Raw genomic sequence first — 21,418 nt, 5'->3', positions numbered from 1 at the left:
GATCCCGTAGACCGGCTCTGTTGGATAGGATAATTGACGTCGTTGTCAGGGAAACAGCCGAAGAAGCGATAGAGCAGCAGATAACGCCGGAGGCGCAAGGTCTTTTATGGGGAATGGCTTGTAGAGCACGGAGTGCTGCCTGGATTCTGCGTCATCGCTAGTATGCGCTGAATACCAAGTTATATTAAGATACGATGAGGCTGCCCATCCTCATGGGGGATGGGTATTTGTATGCAGAAATAGATCATCAGGAGGAAAGGTCATGTCTGGATTCAGTGATAAGCGTGAGGGACCGATAAACATCAAACAGGTTTTCGATGCAGCAGCTGCGCAGGTCTCGGACCGAAGCGATGCATTTTCGATAGAACGTGAGCACCGTTATTCCCGTCAAGAGCGATTTGCACCCTTTGGAAGCGAAGGACAGCAGCGGCTTGCAAGCAGTCATGTGCTTGTCCTTGGGGCGGGTGCGCTGGGGAGTGCCGTGGCGGAGACTCTGGTTCGCGCAGGAGTTGGGCACGTAACCATCGTCGACCGAGATTACGTGGAGTGGAGTAATCTGCAGCGTCAGCAGCTGTTCACCGAACAGGATGCAATCGACCGGCTCCCGAAGGCAATAGCAGCGGCTAAGCGGCTAACTGAGATTAATTCGGATGGTATCATTGATGGCATCGTGATGGATGTTCGTGCCCAAGAATTGTCGATCCTCTGCCAAGGCGCAGATTTGATAATGGACGCCACGGACAATTTTGAAACCCGGCTGATCGTGAATGATATCGGATTTAAGTTAGGGATCCCGTGGATTTATGGAGGGTGCGTGGGGAGTTCAGGAATGAGTTACACTTTTCTGCCGGGAGAAACCCCTTGCCTGAACTGTCTGCTCGGAACCATTCCTTTAGGCGGGGACACCTGCGATATAAACGGCATACTCCCCCAAGCGGTACAGATCGTAGCTGCCCATCAAACGATGGAAGCGATGAAACTGTTGTCAGGGCAAAGGAATGCCCTTAGAAAAAAGATGCTGTCATTTGACCTGTGGCGCAATGAGCGGGTGGAATTTGGCGTGGACCGTGCCAAGAAATCAGATTGTCCAACGTGCGGAGAGCATCCTGATTATCCATACCTGACCTCAGCGAATGTGGACAAAAGCGAAGTGTTATGCGGGAGAGATACGGTACAGATCCGACCTGCCAGACCATTACAGCTGGATCTTCACGAAGTAGCCGATCGATTGAACCGGCTTCAGCAAGGAAAAGCCACCGTAACTCCGTACATGATCATCTATCAGGCAGATCCCCATCGTCTCGTTATATTCGGGGACGGCAGAACGCTGGTCCATGGGACATCGGATTTAGCCAGAGCCAGAACGCTTTATCATAAATACGTCGGTGGATAATGACGAAAAATGCATGGGTGTAGAAATGTAAAATACAGCATGGGTGTAGAAACTAAACAAGAGGAGGCGCCTTACACGGCACCTCCTCTTGCTGCATCATGTTTTATTGCAGGATCAGATTAAAACCGTTCTGAATGAAGTACAGATTAGGATGAGCGATGTTTCGTGTGGTGAGATTGTTGAACGTCGCAGATCCATTCCCTGTATAAGTGTAGATCGCCGCACCCGGATGCGGGGTGGAGAACCGTGAAGTTGTGATTCCATCAAGTCCTGTGCCGTCGATATTGATTTGGTTAAATACGATGTTCTGGAAGCCTCCACCATAACCAAACTGCACAGCGCTGCGTTGGGTGTTCCGTATATCGATGTTGGTAAACGTGACATTTCGGATCGGATTATTCGATGCTTCCAGATCGATTGCACCACGCTCCCCGTTATACAGATCTTTACTGGTTCCACTGCCTATAATGGTGGTGTCGGAGAACAGAATGCCCGTATTGTTCTGAAAATGGTATCCAGGGAACACGGTGTTCATTCGAATGCCGGAGCCGCCAACCGTGTCAACAATCAGGTTGTGAGTAGCCTTATGGCCGCTTCCTCCAAAAAATGCGATGGCTGCCGCACGCCAGTTGTTTTCGATGGTGTTGTAGGAGAACGTATTGTTGACGCCGGCAGGCGCGCCGTTCACGTTACTCGTCCACACGGCAAGTCCGTCGTCCCCGTTATTTCGAATACTGCTGTTACGTACGGTTGAATTGCTTGTTCCTTGAGCAAAATTGACGCCATCCGCGAGATTATTGCGGACACGGCTGTTCTCAATGATCAGTCCATCCGCGATTATCGCCGGAGTATGCGCATAATCCCCTACCCAGAAGCCGCATTCAAAATGCTCTACCCACACATTATGAATTTTGGAATTCGTGCCGAAGTTATCCATAAATCCTTTGTAGACGGCATTTTGATTATAACGCGACCTCAGATTTGAATTCAGGTAAATATGGCTGAAATCCAGCTGTCCTGTGACACGAAGCGATATTCCGCCTGACGCTGCATTCGGATTGGTGAATTGGATGTTTGTATGCCAGATGCCAGCGCCCATAATCTTGATATCATTGATCATGTTGCCAACGGATCCTACCTTCCACATGTTGCCCAAATGGAAGGTTCCTTCCGGAATGTATAAGGTTTTGCCCGATGAAGCAGCAGCTTGAACCGCGGCTTCAAACGCTTGAAGGTCATCGTTGCCGTCGTTCGCTACAGCGCCGAAGTCTGTTACCGATACCGAATTGGCTGGTCGGGCGATAGCTGCAGGAACCGGCTCAATTTCGATGAAGTCGACACCATATTCCAGGTTATCGGCATTGGATTTCTGAATACGGATCTTGTCCCCTGGCTGGAGCGGAGTATCCATTTTCCAGTGTACTTCATCAAATCGGAAGAGGGGACGCCCGCCACCCGGTGCATCCTCAGGATGATCACTGGAGAAATACTGCCAGCTATAATAGGAAGTCAACGGAATGGTTTTTTTCTTGGCTCCATTTACATAAACGTCAAGCGAGCCGTTCAATCCCATGCCGTTCGACGAGTCCGGCATCGTATATCTCATGGTTACGCCAGCGCCACCTTCGCCTTGTCTGACGGTCCACTCCAGGCTGGAGCCGTTAGAGGGAAGAGCTACGTAGCTTTGGCCAGAAGCTTCCGAGGCTGTCAGTGCTTGATCGAATGTCGGAGCTGTCTTTAGAATGGCACCGCCACCTCGAGCGGCATCATCCGTATCGTAACGGGTATACGGCATGCTTGCGCCGCGAGATGAATAAACGGACAGATTGGCCTGACTGACGTTATTCTCTCGTTTAACCGGTGCTTCATTCGCATCTGCTGCGACAGTTGTGGTTACTGTGTAGCTGCCATTTGCCGCTGTCCAGGTCCCTGGAATAGTGACGCTAGTGGATGCACCGGCAGCAAGCGTGCCGTTATAGGCTCCATTTAAGGTTTGGATCGTTGATCCTGCAGGATTCTTCAGCGCGACTGAGATGGCATGGGAGCCGCTTGCAGAAGCTTTGTTCCCTTGGTTTTTAAGGTTAACGGTAAAAGCTACAGCATTACCTGCAGCGGGTGTAGTTGGAGTCCATTGTACCGTTCCTACCAAATCGGAGCTTTCCACAGGTGCGATGACCAGTGGGGAGGAATGCAAATAGCTGTTATTCTCTTTATTTTGTTCGATGATTTGATTATTTTCATCGACCTTTGCTCGGAGCGAATAGGAGGCAGCGGCATAGGTACCGGCCTGCAGCGAAACCGTGGTGGAAGCTCCTACTGCAAGCGCTCCTACCGCAGAAGTGCCAGCCAACGTGCTGTTCAGGTAGAAATTGACGGTTGTAGGCGGAGCTTCAACGCCGCCGATGTTTTTTACGATGGCCTGTAACGTAATTTGATCATTCTCAAGCGGTGAGGAAGGAGTCCAGGACAAACCGGTTATGGTTAGATCCGGATTCTGTCCGGGCTTGCCGTATACTTCGAATTCTGCAATCTGTCCGGCCGGTGCCCCGGAATTGGACGTAATGTTTAACTGCAGACGTTTCGCAGTTGCTGTGACCGGTATGGTTACCAAGTTGCCGGAAGCCGGATTAAACGTATAAGCTTGTGCCGAGACCAGATTACTGAAGTTAGTTGAACCTTGGTTATGCCCTAACACTTGAATGGTTTGGGTGCGAGTTCCCCACTCCGCCGACGGGTTTAGCTTTAATACGATCGAGGTAATCTCGTGGTCCGATCCCAGATCGAGTGTTAAAGAGCTTGGATTGCTTCCGCCTTCCCAGTATGTATGGATGTCGTTGTCGTTTGCATTGGATGCTACATACGTGAATGTGCTTGAAGAGGCGGTTACAGGTTTGCCAATCGAGATATTGTCTCCCGTTGGAGGAGTTGACGGAGAGTCGGCAGATCCGTAAATTTCGAATTCGGACAGCTGCGCAGCGGGCCAAGTCGTGTTCCCTGTAACGTTCAGTCGGACATAGCGGGTGTTTGTCTCGTCAAAATGGAGGGTGACCGCGTTTCCTGTCCCGGATGGGCTGAACTCATAGTCCGCCGAATCTACAATACTCGTGAACGTTGAACCGTTCACGCTCCCTTGCACAGACAGGGTTTGGCTCCGTGATTCCCAATTGGAGGGGAGTTTTAGCACGATCCGGTCAATACTCGTATTGGCGCCGAGATCGACTTGAATCCATTGCGGGAACGCTTGATTCGTGCTTTCCCAGTATGTGCCCTGATTGCCGTCGTTGACGTTACTTGGGCTGTAGGTTTGGGACTGACCGCTTGCTGTTACAGGTTTGCCCAGTGACAGGTTGGTTTCACCTGCGGCCGAAACGGGAACGGCAGGCCCGGCAGTCGTAAACAAAATGGATATTAGCATGGTTACGACAAGGGGCCATGCTACGTGTTTGTTGCGCATGTTATTTTTCCTCCTTCATAAATGATTGATACCCGACGAAGGCGTGCGGTTCGCTGAAAAGAATGAAAACGATTTCAAGAAAATGCCCTTTTTCAGACTTGATTACCGGATGAGACTTACACCTCCGAACAATATGCGCGATGCGTTAGAAGCCCCCCCTTTCGTGTTCATATATCCCATTATAAAAATAGATCCAATGAGAAGATAAGATGTAATTCTACGGAAATTGTAGGTGATCCCAGCATGAATTGGATAAATAAGGGTGATTGAGAGACGATTTTGGTTACAGCTGTTAAAAATTTGAAACAAGACTGAAAGCAGGAACAAATAGACATACTTACAATATTAAGTGTTGAAAGCGGGGGAGAACCCGTGGAGAAAGTTATTTTGATTGCGGCGGATAATCAAGAGCGGGTTCAACAGCTCATGGAGAAACTCGGACAAGCAGGTTACAAGGTGACACATGCTTTAAATTACTCCGAGGTGGTCGCAGCGTTACAGCGCACAAACGCTGACTTGCTGCTCATGGATAGCAAGCTGCCGGGAATGAGTCATTTTAACCTTGTGCAACGGCTGACAGGCAGAAGAGAGCAGATTCCTATTATCGTCATTGGGAATGATGGTTCTGATGAAGCTATTCAAGCGCTGGAGTCTGGTGCCCACGACTATATTCCGAATGAATGGGACACCAGGGAATTGTTGGCGCGGATTTCCAATCTGTTGAGACTCTTTCAGACAGGTCGCAAGGAGCAGGATGAGATCATTCGCATCGGAGATCTGGCCATTGACCCTTTATGCCGAAATGTCACCCGGGAGAATGAAACGCTTGCACTTACTCATCGTGAATATGATCTGCTGCTGTTCTTGGCGAGAAGGCAGGGCCAGGTTTGTACGCGAGAGGACATATTAAGAGAAGTGTGGGATTATGATTTTCATACGGGGACCAATGTGGTCGATGTTTATATTCTTCATTTAAGAGAAAAAATCGATAAAGGACGCAGGCCTAAACTGCTGCGCACCATTCGGGGAATCGGATATAAACTCTTATCCCAGGATGAGATCGATGCAAACACAAAAGACCGTCTTCCTTGAGTGGAAGACGGTCTTCATTATTCTGATAGATAGTATTAAACTACAGTACGCGACGAGCTTTCAGGTACGTTTTGCTCCAGTTGCCTGTCAGGCTGGAGATTGTTACACCCGGTTTGCCGTAGGTGTGCAGAATTTTGTTATTACCCATGTAGACAGCAACGTGAGTTACGTTGCTACCATTGGCACGGCTTCCGCTTGAGAAAAATACCAAATCGCCTGCTTTCAGGTTAGATTTTGATACCGCTGTGCCAACTTTGGATTGGGCAGCTGATGTACGTGGAAGGTTTACTCCGTATTTCTTGAAAATATGTTTCATGAAGGATGAGCAGTCAAAAACACTTGTAGTGGACGTGGATGCTCCGAATTTATAAGGTGTCCCCATATATTGTTTACCAAAGTTAACGACTTGAGTTCCTTTACTTACTGATGCGGCTTCTACAGGAGCTGGCGGTGCAACCGTAAGGACTGCCCCTGCTCCCAATGTAGCGCTCAAGCTGATTACTACGGCCTTCTTAATCCAATTCTGTCGATTCATGTTGTATACCTCCAAGCAGTTTTGTTTTTGCGATGAACCGAGTATATCAGATTTGAAACCGTCTATATTTTGGATATTTGGCGCAAAGCGTTGGGACACATGAAATGAAAGCGAATTATTAAAATATCATTAAAAGTTACAAAATATTAAGAAATAGTTCCATGTAATAGTTCCGAAACGAATAAAAACCCTTGATACACAAGGGTTTTTAACGTCGATTTAAGTTGTTAACAATTATCGATTAAAGATTACAAAAAAGTAACGATTAGCCATCCTTACTCTGAATGATGAGCAGCAAACCGCCCTCAATCCGGACCGTCCCCTTATCTTCGGCCAGCTTATTGCTGACCCCTAAGGATTGTCCCAATCGTAATGTGGCATTATGGAGAGGATACTCAAACCCCTCAAGATGGATGCCTGTCACTTCCGTTGTGAGCGGCAGCAGGGAGACATATGTAAACCCCTTGTTCTCGACAATGCAGCTCGTGCCTGTCAGTGTGATGAAATTGTTCTCATCTAATATAGAACATGAGATGTGATGCTGCAGTCCTCGAATCAGCATGTGGATGTTAGCGAGCGTATGATCCAGGCGCGAGCCTGTTGCCCCAAGAATCAATATGGATTCGGGGGATTTATCAAGTGCCAGGTCAAAGGCAAGCTCGGTATCGGTCAGATTTTTATCAATCGGGTCACAGTCAACCACCTTCTCGCTCATGGACCTTACGCGTTCCATCTGCTCTGGCGGAATGGAGTCGAAATCCCCCACAGACAGGTTGGGTCGAATGCCATGCTCAATCAGGTAAAGGGCTCCCCGGTCTGCCCCTATAATGAAGTCTCCGTTCTGGATCTCTTCCAGAAACCGTGGTGACAACTCCCCACCTGTAAAGATCAGGACGCGGGTATGCTTCATAGTAAATTCCTCCTTTTTTGAGAGAATTGCCATTGAACTCTAGTATAGAGCAGTTTTCATGCTTGCACAATTTTGATAGGCACGGCTACAATGTAATATGTAAAATTGACGGGGGAGCGGGGGAACTGAATTTTGGACATGCATGTGTTTGACGTATTCAGCATCATTGGCACCATTGCGTTTGCCATGTCCGGAGCTTTTGTAGCAATGGAAGAAGAATACGATATTCTGGGGGTTGTGGTGCTTGGTTTAGTCACAGCCTTCGGCGGGGGTATAATAAGGAATGTACTGATTGGCGTGCCGGTAACCACCCTGTGGGGTCAGGGGGATTTAATCGTACTGGCAATGATATCGGTATTCGTAGCGTTTGTGCTGCCGCTTGGTTTGATTCAGCACTGGAAGAAAACGGAGGCCTTGTTCGATGCGATCGGTTTATCTGCCTTTGCGATTCAGGGGGCCTTATATGCCACAGAGATGAATCACCCTCTTAGTGCAGTAATCGTGGCAGCCGTCCTGACAGGCAGTGGCGGAGGGATGGTCCGCGATCTTCTGGCAGGCCGCAAACCGCTAGTGCTGCGCGATGAGATCTATGCTGTCTGGGCCATGGCTGCAGGTGTCGCCATCGGTCTCGGCATCGCAACCAAGACTTGGCAGCTGCTCACACTATTTGCAGTTGTCATCCTGTTCCGGATGCTATCGGTGCTTTATAAATGGAGATTGCCGAGAAGGTCGCTTCACCGTGGAATAGGTCAGGCACCCAGCGGAAAAGAAGTAAGCTCGGGTTAATGGAGATGCAAACAAACGTTATTCGTGGGTAGAGAAGACACGCGAAAGACGATTTTTATATCGTAAAGGAGAGGGGAACTATGGTATCCGTCTTGTTTGTATGTTTGGGCAATATCTGCCGCTCGCCTATGGCTGAAGCGGTGCTGCGTCATAAGATTGTGCAGCGGGGGCTGCAGGATCAGGTAAGCGTGGATTCAGCAGGAACAGGTGACTGGCATATCGGCAGCGTTCCTCACGAAGGAACCAGAAAGCTGCTGGACAGCTGGCGTATCAGCTATGAAGGAATGGTTGCGCGTAAAGTGGTCAGCCAGGATCTCGCGAACTTCGATTATGTAATCGGCATGGATGATTCCAACGTGTCGAATATGCGCAAACTATCCGGGGGCAACGACGCTGCGATTCTGAAGTTTATGGATTTGCTTCCGAATGAAAAGCTGCGCGAGGTGCCTGATCCGTATTTCACCGGAAATTTTGAGGAAGTGTATCGGCTCATTGATGCCGGGTGTGACATCTTACTGGACAAAATCATTGAAGAAAAGCTATAATCTTATTCGAACAAGCGGTGAGTCAGCCGCTTTTTTGACGAAAGCAATTGAAAGCGATACCAAGAGAACGGACTGCTGAACATAAAAGATGAACAATGCACATTCCATAAAAAATGCGCGATTGTTCATCTTTTTTTGCCAGTCGTGCTCGACTCGAATTAACCCAGGAAGTACATAAGCGCAGCAGGAAGCTCTTTTTGCCAGAAGCCCCAAAGGTGACGCCCGTCTTTCTCGAGATAAGATATCCGGGCACCCCGTTCCTCCAGCAGAGCCTTGGTTGAACGGTTCAATTCAACAAAATTATAGACACCTGTATCGGTTGTATAGTTGTCCTCTTGCAAGCCTACAATCATATAGATGTCGAGCCAGGACAAATCCGCTTCCTCCCGAATCATATCCTGGGACTTCTCATAGAAGGCACCGGACAAGCTGATGATTCTTGTAAAAAGCTGAGGGTAACGCAGGGCCAGATGCACGGAGACACTTCCGCCCAGGGAATCGCCAGCGAGCACACGCTCGGAAGGCTCTCTGCGAACAGGATAATTTTGTTCAATGAAGGGAATAATCTCTTCGGCGAAGCAGGAAAGGTAAGCGTCGAATCGATTTCCGAACGGTGCATACTCTTCTGTGCGAACTTTCGTGTTCACTTCCACGCCTACAATGATGAACGGCTCGACGCCCTCTTCGAGAATGAGCTGGTTCGCCCATGTCGCGATGCGGCCGAAATTGAAAAATTCCTCTCCATCCTGACAATAAACAACGGGATAGCTGAGAATTTCATTGTAACCGGGAGGAAGATAGATGCGCAGTGTCCGATTTTCCTGCAGAAACTTGCTTTGTATTACTTCTTTAACGATGGTTCGCTTCAATAAACGTTCATTCGTCATCATTCGTCACCTTTTTCGGGTTAGTTTTTGAAATGCAGTAAACAATAAGTTAAAATTACCCTGACATGTCTATGTTGTCTGCTGTTCTATGATGTTTGTCATACTGTTATAGTATTATCAATTAACTGTTATACATACAAAAGTCAAGAAATCTGAAATTTTATCCCGCATTTCTTTGACGAATGGAGTAAAACAGGTGTATAATAATTCTATAACAGCGGAACTTGATATTCAAATATTTATTGAGGTGAAAAAAATGACCAAGGTTCCTTATGAAGTATATACCGAGGAAGTAGATACTCTATCTGTACTTTCCCCGGATGGCAAAATCGTAAACAAAGATCTTCTGCCTGAATTGTCAGACGATCAGCTGAAAGAAATTATGTACCGTATGGTATTTACCCGTACTTGGGACGACCGCGCCGTGAATCTCGGCCGTCAAGGACGTCTCGGTTTCTATGCACCTGTATCCGGTCAAGAAGCAACAATGGTTGGCAGTGAGTTCGCGCTTGAGAAAGACGACTTCGTATGCCCAGGCTACCGCGATATGCCGCAAATCGTATGGCATGGACTTCCGCTTTATCAAGCTTTCTTGTATTCCCGTGGACATCAGCATGGCGGACAAATTCCAGAGGGCGTTAACGTATTAATGCCTCAGATTATCATTGGTGCTCAAATTCTGCACGCAATGGGTATTGCTATGGGTTATAAATTGAAAAAGCAGAAGCAAGTCGTTATCACGTACACCGGTGACGGCGGATCTTCGGAAGGCGACTTCTACGAAGGATTGAACTATGCAGGCGTGTATAAATTGCCTGTTATCTTCTTTGTGCAAAACAACGGCTACGCGATTACAACTCCGTTCTCCAAGCAGACGGCAGCATTGTCTATCGCTCATAAAGCAGTTGCAGCTGGTATCAAGGGCGTGAAGGTCGACGGTATGGACGTTCTGGCAGTCATCAAGGCGGTTCGCGATGCTGCAGAGCGTGGTCGCAACGGCGAAGGTGCAACTCTGATCGAAGCGGTAACTTACCGTTTCCGTCCGCATTCCCTGTCTGATGATGCTTCCAAATATCGTACGAAGGAAGAGGAAGGCGAGTGGAACGAGAAGGATCCAATCGCACGCCTTGCGAAATACCTTGAGCAAAAAGGTCTGTGGACTGAAGAAGATACAGCTCGCGTAAAAGACGAAGCGAAAGCGAAAGTCAACGAGCAAATCAAAAAAGCAGAACAAACGGAAAAAATGACAGTACCTGGTTTGATCGACAGCATGTTCGAACAAACACCTAAGCATCTTGAAGAGCAAAAAGCTGATTTTCAATAAAAATGACGGGCCGATGATTGTCATAGGTTGATCCTGGGATAATCATCCGGTTTTGTCATGGGTGCAGCAGGTCTTTATATAACGTTTCGATATATATTTAGCCGCTTTAAGGCTTAACAATGGAAGTTTAGTCAACTGTATTTCTTAAGGAGGAAATGAAGCAATGGCACAAATGAACATGAAAGAAGCGATTCGCGACGCCATGCGCGTTGAATTGAGCCGTGACCCTAACGTTGTCATCTTCGGTGAAGACGTGGGTAATGTCGGCGGTGTTTTCCGTGTAACGGAAGGCCTTCAAAAGGAATTCGGAGAAGAGCGCGTATTCGATACGCCGCTGGCCGAGTCCGCTATCGGTGGTTTGGCAGTAGGTCTCGGTATCCAGGGCTTCCGCCCGATCGCTGAAATCCAATTCGTTGGATTTATCTTTGAAGCTCTTGACCAAATCGTAGTTCAAGCAGCGCGCATGCGTTACCGTTCCGGCGGACGTTACCATTCTCCGATCGTATTCCGTACGCCGTTTGGCGGCGGGGTTAAAGCGGCAGAACTGCATACCGACGCACTGGAAGGTTTCATCACGCAAACCCCGGGTATTAAAGTTGTAGTGCCTTCCAATCCTTATGATGCAAAAGGACTCATGATCGCGGCAATCCGCGACAATGACCCTGTATTCTTCATGGAGCACTTGAACCTGTATCATGCGTTCCGCGCTGAAGTTCCTGAAGGTGAATACACCGTAGAACTTGGAAAAGCTAATGTGGTTCGTGAAGGAACCGACGTGACGATTATCGCTTACGGTCTGATGGTTCACACAGCAACAAAAGCTGCTGATGAGCTTGAGAAGAACGGAATCAAGGCCGAAATCATCGATTTGCGAACCATCGCTCCAATCGATATCGATACCGTGCTTGCTTCGGTGAAGAAAACCAACCGTGCCATCGTGGTTCAAGAAGCGCAAAAATCCGCCGGCGTTGCCGCGGAAGTTATTGCTCAAATCAACGAGAGAGCGATCCTGCATCTGGAAGCTCCAGTACTGCGCGTAGCACCGCCAGACACCGTGTATCCTTTTGCACAAATCGAGGACACTTGGCTGCCTACTCCAGCGCGTATCGTTGAAACCGTAAATAAAGTATTGAATTTCTAATAGCAGCAATTTCTAGGGAGGTTTTTCAGTTGGCAAAATTTGAATATCGTTTTCCAGAGCTGGGTGAAGGTTTGCATGAAGGTGAAATCATCAAAATGCATATCAAGCCAGGCGACAAAGTAACAGACGACGACATCATCATGGAAGTACAGAACGACAAAGCGGTCGTGGAAGTTCCTTGTCCCGTGAACGGTACGGTTCAAGAAGTTTTTGCCAAGGACGGTCAAGTATGCCGTGTCGGTGAAGTGGTTGCTATCATCGATGCTGAAGGCGACATTCCTGAGCAAGAAGCTCCAGCTGAAGAGCAAGCCGCTCAAGAAGCCGACGCAGCTAAGGGCAGCGCGGATACAACTTCTTCCCCGGCTCAAGATGCTCCGGCTGACGCTAAGCAAGGCGGAAACGGTGAAGCGGCAGCGCCAGCAGCACCTAACCGTGAAGTTTTGGCTACACCTAGCGTGCGTAAATTCGCTCGTGAGCAAGGCGTAGACATCACACAAGTACAAGGCTCCGGCAATAACGGCAAAGTAACACGCGAAGACGTTGAAGGCTTCAAGAACGGCGGCGGCCAGGCAGCAGCGGCTCCTGCACAAGAAGCGTCTTCCGAAGCTAAAGCAGCTCCTGCAGCATCCGCAGCGGTGGATACTCGTGCAGAAGAAGAACGCGTACCATTCAAAGGAATCCGCAAAGCGATCTCGAATGCGATGGTTAAATCGGCATACACAGCTCCGCACGTTACGATCATGGACGAAGTTGACGTAACCGAGCTGGTAGCTTTCCGTACCCGCATGAAGCCAATCGCAGAGAAAAAAGGCACAAAAGTTACGTATCTGCCATTCATCGTGAAAGCACTCGTTGCGGCTAGCCGTCAATTCCCTGCTTTGAACGCAATGATCGATGAAGAAGCGAACGAAATCGTGTACAAGAAGTACTACAACATCGGTATCGCTACAGATACAGACAACGGTCTGATTGTACCGGTTATCAAAGATGCAGATCGTAAGAGCATCTGGATGATCGCTGACAGCATCCGTGATCTGGCTGCTCGCGGCCGTGAAGGCAAACTGTCTCCTAACGAAATGAAGGGCAGCACAATTTCCATCACGAACATCGGATCTGCAGGCGGTATGTTCTTTACGCCGATCATCAACTTCCCAGAGGTTGCTATTCTTGGTACCGGCCGCATCAGCGAAAAAGCGGTTGTGAAGAACGGTGAAATTGTTGCGGCACCTGTAATGGCATTGTCCCTGAGCTTTGACCACCGTATCATCGATGGTGCTACAGCTCAACACTTTATGAACTATATTAAACAACTGCTCGCTAACCCTGAGCTGCTTGTTATGGAGGTGTAACTAATGGTAGTTGGAGATGCTTCTTTGGATATTGATACCCTAGTCATTGGTGCTGGTCCTGGTGGTTATGTGGCGGCGATTCGTGCCGCCCAACTGGGTCAAAAAGTTCTGATCGTTGATAAATCGGAGCTCGGCGGTGTTTGTTTGAACCGTGGTTGTATTCCTTCAAAAGCGCTGATCGCTGCTGCTCATCAGTTTGAATCAGCTAAGCATGCGGATGCATTCGGTATTTCTGTAGAGAATGTAAAAGTTGATTTTGCAAAAACACAGGAATTCAAAAACGGCGTTGTTAAGAAAATGACCAGCGGCGTATCCGGCTTGCTGAAAGGCAACAAAGTTGAAGTTTTCAACGGTGAGTGCATGTTCATCAACGAAAACGAAGCGCGTGTATTCAACGATCATGAATCTCCGCGTTACCGTTTCAAGAACTGCATCATTGCTACAGGTTCCCGTCCAATCGAACTGAAGCCTTTCCCATTCGGCGGACGCATCCTGTCTTCGACCGAAGCGCTGAACCTGCCAGAAGTACCGAAGAGTTTGATCGTTATCGGTGGTGGATACATCGGTGCCGAGCTTGGTCAAATGTACTCCAAATTTGGTTCAAAGGTTACCATCATCGAAGGTCTGGACAGCGTACTGGCTGGCTTCGACAAAGACATGACCAGCCTTGTTACGAAAAACATGAAGAAAACCGGTATCGAGATTATTACAGGTGCAAAAGCTGAAAGTGCTGAGCAGAATGATAAAGAAGTTACCGTGAAATATTCCGTGAACGGTGAAACGAAGGAAGTAACGGCAGACTACCTGTTGGTTACTGTCGGCCGTCGTCCGAATACGGATGGTGAGCTTGGTCTGGATCTGATCGGTATGGATCTTGACGAGCGCGGCTTTGTAAAAGTCGACCATCAAGGTCGCACCAGCATTCCTCATATCTTTGCTATCGGTGATATCGTATCCGGTCTGGCACTTGCTCATAAAGCATCTTACGAAGGTAAGGTTGCTGCTGAGGTGATCTCCGGAATGCCATCTGTTGTTGACTACAAATGTATTCCAGCTGTGGTGTTCACAGATCCGGAATGTTCCAGCGTAGGTTACACCGAAGCTCAAGCGAAGGAAAAAGGCCACAAAGTAAAAGCAGGCAAATTCCCTTACGCAGGCAACGGACGTTCTGTATCCCTGAACCATCCTGAAGGCTTTGTGAAGATCGTAGCCGAAGAAGGAACAGGACTTATCCTCGGTGCACAAATCGTAGGTTTGGAAGCTTCAAACCTGATCGCTGAGCTTGGTCTTGCCATTGAGATGGGTGCTACACTTGAAGATGTAGCTTTGACTATCCATGCGCATCCGACTTTGGGCGAAATCGTAATGGAAGCTGCGGAACTGGTTATGGGTCATCCGATCCACATCATTTCCCGTTAATTCTAGGACACTACCTTAGTCATTATATATTTGGCCAGGAGGCAGAGAACGCGCAGGCGGTTTCTGCCTCCTGTTTTTGTTTTTTTGCGGATGATCGAATGTATGGATTATCGTAAAATGCAGAGTTATTTTCTGCGTGTCATACATTCCACGATCATGGTAGACTGTTGATATGAGATTCTAGTGAGGTGACTATAGATGAAACAATACTTGGAGCTGCTGCAGGACATACTGGATCATGGTGTAGAGAAGGGAGACCGCACGGGGACCGGGACGCTATCCGTATTTGGAAGACAGCTGCGTTTTGATCTTTCACAAGGGTTCCCGCTAATGACAACGAAGCGGATTCACCTTAAATCGGTTGTACACGAGCTTTTATGGTTCCTGAGCGGGGAAACGAACATACGATATCTCAAAGAGAACGGCGTGCGGATATGGGACGAATGGGCGGATGAGAATGGCGATCTGGGTCCGGTCTACGGTTCGCAATGGCGGGCTTGGGAAACACCGGATGGACAACATATCGACCAGATTGCAAACGTGATCGAGTCAATTAAGAATAACCCCGACTCCAGGCGGCATATCGTCAGCGCCTGGAATGTGGCGGAGATTGAGAACATGAAGCTGCCTCCATGCCATTTTGTGTTCCAATTCTACGTTGCGGGCGGGAAACTCTCCTGTATGCTGACCATGCGGTCTGTGGACAGTTTCCTGGGCCTCCCGTTCAACATTGCCAGTTACGCGCTGCTGACCCATATGGTTGCACAGCAATGCGGGCTAGAGCCTGGTGAATTCATTTGGTCCGGAGGGGACGTGCATATCTACTCCAACCATATGGAACAGGTGAAAACCCAACTTGAGCGTGAACCGTACGAGCTGCCGAAGCTGGTCATTAAGCGCAAACCGGAGAGTATTTTTGACTATACATTTGACGATTTTGAATTTGAGGGTTATCAATATCATCCGACCATCAAGGCAACTGTAGCCGTGTAATTCCTTTGAATCTGTTGCATGACAATCTATCAGAGCAAGGAAGGAGATGATCTATCATGATATCCATGATATGGGCAATGGGCAAGGATCAGGTGATTGGCTTAAACGGAACAATGCCGTGGCGTTTGCCGCGGGACATGGCTTTTTTCAGGGAGAACACCTTGAACAAAACGATTCTGATGGGGCGTAAAACCTGGGAATCTTTTGGCAGTAAACCGCTGCCGCACAGAACGAACATTGTGCTTACCAGGGACGAGAATTTTACGCTGTCGGAGGATCAAGGGATCGTTCTTCACGATATCGAGGATGCTACGGCTTATTCGAACAACGGAGAATTAATGGTAATTGGTGGAGCACAAATCTACGAGAAGATGCTGCCCAAGGTAGATCGTCTGTATTGCACGTTCATTGACGAGTCTTTTGAAGGGGATACTTACTTCCCGGAGGTGGACTGGGATCAATGGCAGATTATTGAAGAAATCCCGGGCATTACAGATGAGAAAAATCCATACACTTACCGGTTTGTTATTTATGAGCGAAAACACAAGTAGTAATGAGCACCAATTGAAGGGATAGACTGCAGCTATCTATCTATGTTGTGAACCCTGGGATAGTAGGATAATACAAATGATCATGCATATAGTCCATTTAACAGGCGAAAAGCGAAATGCTACTATATTTCTAATGTTTATACACATTGCTGCTTAAATAGCCGCAAATAGTAGGGTTTTGGCACTGATAAAAATTTTTTTAGTTTAAATAAGAAAAAATAAATCAGGCTGAATGCTGTTTCTGTGGTTATCTGACGATAGATGTCGGATGATTTATGATATGATAAATTGTACATGGTAATCAGCATGGATAGAACGGATGGGGGTAAAGCAGTATGTCTACACCAACAGGATTTATGGAGTTTCAGCGCCAGCTACCGGTAGACCGGAGCCCGGCAGAACGAGTAAAAGACTGGGAAGAGTTTCATAAACATTTAGAAGAAGAAGAGCTCCAGACCCAGGGAGCACGCTGCATGGACTGCGGTACACCATACTGTCATACAGGGATCGATATGATCGGCGGCACATCCGGCTGCCCGATCCACAATCTGATTCCGGAATGGAACAATCTTGTTTATCGAGGCTTGTGGAGAGAGGCTCTCGAGCGTCTTCACAAAACAAATAACTTTCCTGAATTTACAGGACGCGTATGTCCTGCACCTTGCGAAGGTTCGTGTACAGTAGGCTTGATCGGGGAGCCGGTAACGATTAAATCCATTGAGCAAGAGATTATCGACAAAGGCTTTGAAGAAGGTTGGGTTGTCCCTGAGCCGCCTGAGAAGCGCACGGGACGCCGCGTTGCCGTTGTTGGTTCTGGTCCAGCGGGGCTGGCAGCAGCTGCCCAACTGAACAAAGCGGGCCACTCAGTGACTGTGTATGAGCGTGCAGACCGCATCGGCGGTTTGTTAACTTACGGAATTCCATCCATGAAGCTGGATAAGGGCGTTGTTCAGCGCCGCGTGGATCTGCTTGCGGCTGAAGGTGTGGAGTTCGTGGTCAATACCGAGATTGGCAAGGACATTGCGGCCAAGCAGCTTATGGAGGATTATGATGCTGTCGTACTGTGTGGCGGTGCAACAAAGCCGCGTGAATTCAACATTGAGGGCAGCGACCTTAAGGGCATCCATTACGCGATGGATTATCTGAATGGGACCATCAAGAGCCTGCTCGATTCAGGCCTTGAAGACGGTAACTACTTGTCGGCCAAAGACAAGGATGTCATCGTGATTGGCGGCGGTGACACGGGTTCTGACTGCGTCGCAACTGCTTTGCGTCATGGCTGCAGCAGTGTAACCCAGTTCGGTACGCATAAAAAAGCTCCGCTTCAGCGCGATCCGATTGCGAACCCGTGGCCGCAATTTCCGAATGTGTATACACTCGATTATGCTCATGAGGAAGCCAAAGCGTTGTTTGGCAGCGATCCACGCGAATTTTCCATTATGACCACGAAATTTGTTGGTGATGAAGAAGGCAATCTGAAAGAACTTCACACTGTGCAGATCGAGCGTATCGTGGATGAAACCGGACGAAAAGTATATCAACCGATTCCGGGCACGGAAAAGGCTTTCCCGGCACAAATGGCGTTCATTGCTATCGGGTTCGACGGACCGGAGCAGACGCTTGTAGAACAGCTGGGACTTGAAACGGATCGCCGTTCCAACGTGAAAGCCCCTTATGGCAAATATACAACCAATGTGGACAAAGTATTTGCTGCCGGCGATATGCGCCGCGGACAAAGCCTGGTCGTATGGGCGATCAATGAAGGCCGTGAAGTCGCACGCGAGGTAGACAAATATTTGATGGGTGCTACGGTTCTGGTTTAAACCCTCTCCTAAATATGCTATCATAAATAGTAGTTAAAGGGACTTCGCGAGAGCGAAGTCCTTTTTGGAGTTAGCCACTGCGCACGGGGCAACTCGGTCGGGGAGGAGAATGTCATTTGAAAACGTTGGTCATTGCCGAAAAGCCGGATATGGGACGGAACATTGCTGCGGTAATCGAGCCGCGAGCGAAGAATAACCGTACATATCTTGAAGGAGAGCAGTATATCATAACTTGGGCTATCGGACATCTGGTAGGGCTTGCTGAGCCGGATGCATATGATCCGAAGTATAAACGCTGGAATTTACGGGATCTGCCGATCATTCCGGAGCAGTTCAAAATCATCCCGAATCCGAAAACCAAGGACCAATTGAAGGTCATTGGCGAGGTAGCCAAGCGCTGCAGCCATATCGTAAATGCTTGTGATGCGGGACGGGAAGGACAGTATATTTTCGCCTTGATCCAGCAGCAATTAAAGCTCAGACAACCCGTAAAAAGATTATGGATATCGGATTTAACGGCGGAAAGCATTGCCAAAGGTTTTGCGGAGCTGAAGGACGGGGTGGAATTCGAGTATTTGACCCAAGCCGCACGCGCACGCAGTGAAGCGGATTGGCTGATCGGCATGAATGCGTCACGCGCCTTTACAACGCGTCATCAGACATTACTGTCCGTAGGGCGGGTGCAGACGCCGGTTCTTGCTCTTATCTATGATCGGCAGAAGGAGATTGAAGCCTTCGAATCGCAAACCTTTTACGATGTGTTGGCGGTGTTTAAGCAAGAGAAGCTGGATTATACCGGGACATGGCAGGGAGAACGGTTGACCTCCCAGGAGAAAGCGGACACGATCGCTGCCAAGGTGAACGGTAAGAACGGTGTCATTGCGAAATATGAAGTGAAGGAAACCAAGGAATATCCATTCAAATTGTATGATTTGACACTTCTCCAGCGCGATGCCAATGCCAAGTACGGATACTCTGCCAAAAAAACGCTGGATCTTGCACAAGCGCTATATGAGCGCCATAAGGTGATCTCGTACCCGCGTACCAACTCCAACTATGTCAATGAACAGAACATTGAAGGGATGCACAAGGCGCTTCATATGTTAAAATCGACCCCCTATGCCTCCATGGCGGAAGGGGCCGAGCCGAGCCGCGTTAATATCAACAACAAAGCCGTATGCAATCCGCAGCGGGTAGAGGATCACCATGCCATCCTCCCGACATTGAAGCGTCCGGGCACGCTGAGCAAGGAGGAGCAGCATATTTATGATCTGGTCATCATCCGTTTTCTGTCGCATTTTTACCCACCGGCGAAGTACAAGCAGCATACGGTGCTTACCGAGGTTGAGGGAGAGACGTTTAAGACCGGAATTAAGGAGCTGCTGTCCCTCGGCTGGAAGGTGCTGATAACCCGGGATAAAGAGCAGAAGAAGGCCAAGCCTTCCTCTAAGAAGGGAAAAGAGGACGAGGAAGAGGAGACCCAGGAGTGGAACGATCGCTCATTCGACCTGGTTCCCGATCATCCCGTTCACTGTAAAAAGTCCGAAGTGAAAGAAAAGGCGACCCAGCCGCCGAAGAGTTACACGGAAGGGACTTTGCTGAAGGCGATGGAAAGCGCCGGAAAGTCCATTGAGGATGAAGCACTTCGGGATGCCATGAAGGACAGCGGGCTTGGAACGCCGGCAACCCGGGCAGCAACGATCGAGCGTTTGAAAAAGGTTGGATATATTACGATGCAGGGCAAGAAAATCACCGTAACCCAAAAAGGAAGAACGGCGGTTGAGCTGATCCGGCATGCAGGTGTAGAATTGCTGGCTTCACCCGAGATGACAGGCCAATGGGAGCGGCGTCTAAACCAAATATCCAAGGGTGAGGCTTCGGCAGACGTGTTCATGCAAAATGTGCAGAAGTTTACCATTTCCATCATAAACAAGGTATCCTCGCAGCGTCCTGCACCTTCGTCCTTATTCGGTGGAGATGAGGACAAGGCGAAGGGCAGAGGGAAGCGGAGCACGGGGAAAGCGGATGCCGCGGCTCGCGCCCGCGAAGAGCGTCCCCCGAAGAGTGCTCCCAAATCTAAGACAGCAACCGATGCGTCGTCCGTGCGATCACCGTTAGGGCGCTGTCCTAGACCCGGGTGTGACGGGCAGATTATTGAAGGACGCAAGGGTTATGGCTGCGCGAACTTCAAGACCGGCTGCAGTTATGTGATCTGGAAGGAATTTGCGGGCAAGAATGTTACGCATGCGATGCTGAAATCCTTGCTGCTTCAAGGCAAAACCCAGGTATTATCTTTTAAAAATGATGATGGCAGCACGTATAAGGGCAGGATTGTGCTGGCTGCCGACGGTAATGGAAAGCTATCCGTACAGGCAGAGGATACAAGCGCGTCCGTGAAGTAAGGGTTGTCATGTAGAGTAAAGCAAAAAACCGGGCCAATTCAGGATGCTGTCCTGAGCGGCTCGGTTTTATTTGGTTTAATTTAAATGCTCCTGAATGACTTCAGGCACCTCGGTTAAGGCGGAAACGGTGTACAGCACATTATGGGGTTCTTGTTTCAGCTCCACCAGATTATACTGCCACTCTCGCTGCTGCTTGATATAAATGCTATTAATACCAGCCGTTAGAGCCGGCACCACATCCGTGCGAAGCGAGTTGCCGATCATCCACGTGTCGGAGCGGTCGAATGTTCCCAGGCTCAGGATTTCTTCCAGGGCCGTAATATTTTTATGCTGACGGATATAGATACGATCATTAAAATACTCCGCTAGTTTCATTTGTTCGATTTTACGTGTCTGAATTTTGGATTCTCCACCGGTGTACAGGTACAATTGATGTCCTTCATCTCGAAGCTCCTCCAATGTCTCAATCATGCCGGGATAAGCCTCAATTTCCTGATCATACACACTTAGACCTAATTTGAAGAGCAGCTCCTCTTCTTTTGGAGATCTTCCTCTTCCGTGAACCTTGCTAAAATAATGATACGTAGCGATCAGGGATTTGGGGAAGTTAACGCTTGCGAATCCCATCTTATCCACGCCGGCTACGTCGATTTCCATCTGTTTGGTACGGATATCCTGAGTAGTTACACCATACTGCTGGAACCATTCGGTCATCCACTCGAAATAATCACCCAGGATCAGATCGAAATATTTGTTGCAGTGAATCAAGGTGTCATCCATGTCGAAAATAATATGCTGTGATGTTTGGCTCATG

At 48.6% G+C, this 21,418-nt stretch carries 17 protein-coding genes; 12 read left to right on the top strand and 5 right to left on the bottom strand.

The window, feature by feature from the left end:
* Positions 1–262: 262 nt before the first annotated feature.
* On the top strand, positions 263–1,393 hold the full coding sequence (locus WDY75_RS18950) for a ThiF family adenylyltransferase (protein ID WP_082834332.1): 1,131 nt from the start codon (positions 263–265) through the stop codon (positions 1,391–1,393).
* A gap of 103 nt (positions 1,394–1,496) precedes the next feature.
* Here WDY75_RS18950 and WDY75_RS18945 read toward each other — a convergent pair whose 3' ends face one another.
* On the bottom strand, positions 1,497–4,847 hold the full coding sequence (locus WDY75_RS18945; RefSeq protein WP_063479260.1) for a discoidin domain-containing protein: 3,351 nt from the start codon (positions 4,845–4,847) through the stop codon (positions 1,497–1,499).
* Between the two features lie 372 nt (positions 4,848–5,219).
* Here WDY75_RS18945 and WDY75_RS18940 point away from each other — a divergent pair, with 372 nt between their 5' ends.
* Entirely contained in the window at positions 5,220–5,939 is a 720-nt protein-coding gene (locus tag WDY75_RS18940; RefSeq protein WP_063479261.1) for a response regulator transcription factor, read from the top strand.
* A 40-nt stretch (positions 5,940–5,979) separates the two neighbouring features.
* Here the strand turns inward: WDY75_RS18940 and WDY75_RS18935 are convergent, their stop codons facing one another.
* Both WDY75_RS18935 and WDY75_RS18930 read right to left on the bottom strand, forming a co-directional pair.
* Entirely contained in the window at positions 5,980–6,474 is a 495-nt protein-coding gene (locus tag WDY75_RS18935; RefSeq protein WP_036638045.1) for a C40 family peptidase, read from the bottom strand.
* Positions 6,475–6,739: 265 nt separating this feature from the next.
* Positions 6,740–7,384 (bottom strand): thiamine diphosphokinase, encoded by a 645-nt coding sequence (locus WDY75_RS18930; protein WP_063479262.1) that lies wholly within the window; start codon positions 7,382–7,384, stop codon positions 6,740–6,742.
* 138 nt (positions 7,385–7,522) lie between these two features.
* Here WDY75_RS18930 and WDY75_RS18925 point away from each other — a divergent pair, with 138 nt between their 5' ends.
* Positions 7,523–8,170, top strand: coding sequence for a trimeric intracellular cation channel family protein (locus WDY75_RS18925; RefSeq protein WP_036638209.1), 648 nt, complete (start codon positions 7,523–7,525; stop codon positions 8,168–8,170).
* A gap of 80 nt (positions 8,171–8,250) precedes the next feature.
* Positions 8,251–8,715: a low molecular weight protein-tyrosine-phosphatase gene (locus tag WDY75_RS18920; RefSeq protein ID WP_036638049.1), complete on the top strand. Its 465-nt coding sequence runs from the start codon at positions 8,251–8,253 to the stop codon at positions 8,713–8,715.
* A 158-nt stretch (positions 8,716–8,873) separates the two neighbouring features.
* Here WDY75_RS18920 and WDY75_RS18915 read toward each other — a convergent pair whose 3' ends face one another.
* Positions 8,874–9,602 carry an alpha/beta hydrolase gene (locus WDY75_RS18915; RefSeq protein ID WP_006209700.1) on the bottom strand — a complete coding sequence of 243 codons (729 nt, stop codon included), beginning with the start codon at positions 9,600–9,602 and terminating at the stop codon, positions 8,874–8,876.
* Positions 9,603–9,858: 256 nt separating this feature from the next.
* Here WDY75_RS18915 and pdhA point away from each other — a divergent pair, with 256 nt between their 5' ends.
* From pdhA to WDY75_RS18875, 8 genes are all read left to right on the top strand, one after another.
* Positions 9,859–10,926, top strand: coding sequence for a pyruvate dehydrogenase (acetyl-transferring) E1 component subunit alpha (gene pdhA / locus WDY75_RS18910; protein ID WP_036638211.1), 1,068 nt, complete (start codon positions 9,859–9,861; stop codon positions 10,924–10,926).
* Positions 10,927–11,089: 163 nt separating this feature from the next.
* On the top strand, positions 11,090–12,067 hold the full coding sequence (locus WDY75_RS18905; protein WP_006209702.1) for an alpha-ketoacid dehydrogenase subunit beta: 978 nt from the start codon (positions 11,090–11,092) through the stop codon (positions 12,065–12,067).
* 29 nt (positions 12,068–12,096) lie between these two features.
* Positions 12,097–13,416 carry a dihydrolipoamide acetyltransferase family protein gene (locus tag WDY75_RS18900; protein WP_063479263.1) on the top strand — a complete coding sequence of 440 codons (1,320 nt, stop codon included), beginning with the start codon at positions 12,097–12,099 and terminating at the stop codon, positions 13,414–13,416.
* Between the two features lie 3 nt (positions 13,417–13,419).
* On the top strand, positions 13,420–14,835 hold the full coding sequence (lpdA, locus tag WDY75_RS18895; protein ID WP_006209704.1) for a dihydrolipoyl dehydrogenase: 1,416 nt from the start codon (positions 13,420–13,422) through the stop codon (positions 14,833–14,835).
* A gap of 198 nt (positions 14,836–15,033) precedes the next feature.
* Positions 15,034–15,828: a thymidylate synthase gene (gene thyA / locus WDY75_RS18890; RefSeq protein WP_063479264.1), complete on the top strand. Its 795-nt coding sequence runs from the start codon at positions 15,034–15,036 to the stop codon at positions 15,826–15,828.
* Between the two features lie 56 nt (positions 15,829–15,884).
* Positions 15,885–16,379 carry a dihydrofolate reductase gene (locus WDY75_RS18885; RefSeq protein WP_082834333.1) on the top strand — a complete coding sequence of 165 codons (495 nt, stop codon included), beginning with the start codon at positions 15,885–15,887 and terminating at the stop codon, positions 16,377–16,379.
* Positions 16,380–16,714: 335 nt separating this feature from the next.
* Entirely contained in the window at positions 16,715–18,202 is a 1,488-nt protein-coding gene (locus tag WDY75_RS18880; protein ID WP_006209707.1) for a glutamate synthase subunit beta, read from the top strand.
* Between the two features lie 116 nt (positions 18,203–18,318).
* A complete protein-coding gene (locus tag WDY75_RS18875) occupies positions 18,319–20,604 on the top strand; it encodes a type IA DNA topoisomerase (protein WP_063479266.1) in 2,286 nt (761 codons plus the stop codon).
* A gap of 75 nt (positions 20,605–20,679) precedes the next feature.
* On the opposite strand, the gene WDY75_RS18870 is transcribed toward WDY75_RS18875, so the two are convergent.
* Positions 20,680–21,417 carry an HAD family hydrolase gene (locus WDY75_RS18870; RefSeq protein WP_006209709.1) on the bottom strand — a complete coding sequence of 246 codons (738 nt, stop codon included), beginning with the start codon at positions 21,415–21,417 and terminating at the stop codon, positions 20,680–20,682.
* Position 21,418 lies beyond the last annotated feature (1 nt).

Origin of the sequence: Paenibacillus glucanolyticus, assembly GCF_037333485.1 — a bacterium.
Classification (GTDB): Bacteria; Bacillota; Bacilli; order Paenibacillales; family Paenibacillaceae; genus Paenibacillus_AQ; species Paenibacillus_AQ glucanolyticus.
Note: the sequence above shows the minus strand (reverse complement) of the source record. Positions and strands in the feature narration are given on the sequence as shown.

Coding starts and splice junctions, on each gene's coding strand:
- WDY75_RS18950 (WP_082834332.1), top strand. CDS start 263: ATGTCTGGATTCAGTGATAAGCGTGAGGGACCGATAAACATCAAACAG.
- WDY75_RS18945 (WP_063479260.1), bottom strand. CDS start 4,847: ATGCGCAACAAACACGTAGCATGGCCCCTTGTCGTAACCATGCTAATA.
- WDY75_RS18935 (WP_036638045.1), bottom strand. CDS start 6,474: ATGAATCGACAGAATTGGATTAAGAAGGCCGTAGTAATCAGCTTGAGC.
- WDY75_RS18930 (WP_063479262.1), bottom strand. CDS start 7,384: ATGAAGCATACCCGCGTCCTGATCTTTACAGGTGGGGAGTTGTCACCA.
- WDY75_RS18925 (WP_036638209.1), top strand. CDS start 7,523: ATGCATGTGTTTGACGTATTCAGCATCATTGGCACCATTGCGTTTGCC.
- WDY75_RS18920 (WP_036638049.1), top strand. CDS start 8,251: ATGGTATCCGTCTTGTTTGTATGTTTGGGCAATATCTGCCGCTCGCCT.
- WDY75_RS18915 (WP_006209700.1), bottom strand. CDS start 9,602: ATGACGAATGAACGTTTATTGAAGCGAACCATCGTTAAAGAAGTAATA.
- pdhA (WP_036638211.1), top strand. CDS start 9,859: ATGACCAAGGTTCCTTATGAAGTATATACCGAGGAAGTAGATACTCTA.
- WDY75_RS18905 (WP_006209702.1), top strand. CDS start 11,090: ATGGCACAAATGAACATGAAAGAAGCGATTCGCGACGCCATGCGCGTT.
- lpdA (WP_006209704.1), top strand. CDS start 13,420: ATGGTAGTTGGAGATGCTTCTTTGGATATTGATACCCTAGTCATTGGT.
- thyA (WP_063479264.1), top strand. CDS start 15,034: ATGAAACAATACTTGGAGCTGCTGCAGGACATACTGGATCATGGTGTA.
- WDY75_RS18885 (WP_082834333.1), top strand. CDS start 15,885: ATGATATCCATGATATGGGCAATGGGCAAGGATCAGGTGATTGGCTTA.
- WDY75_RS18880 (WP_006209707.1), top strand. CDS start 16,715: ATGTCTACACCAACAGGATTTATGGAGTTTCAGCGCCAGCTACCGGTA.
- WDY75_RS18870 (WP_006209709.1), bottom strand. CDS start 21,417: ATGAGCCAAACATCACAGCATATTATTTTCGACATGGATGACACCTTG.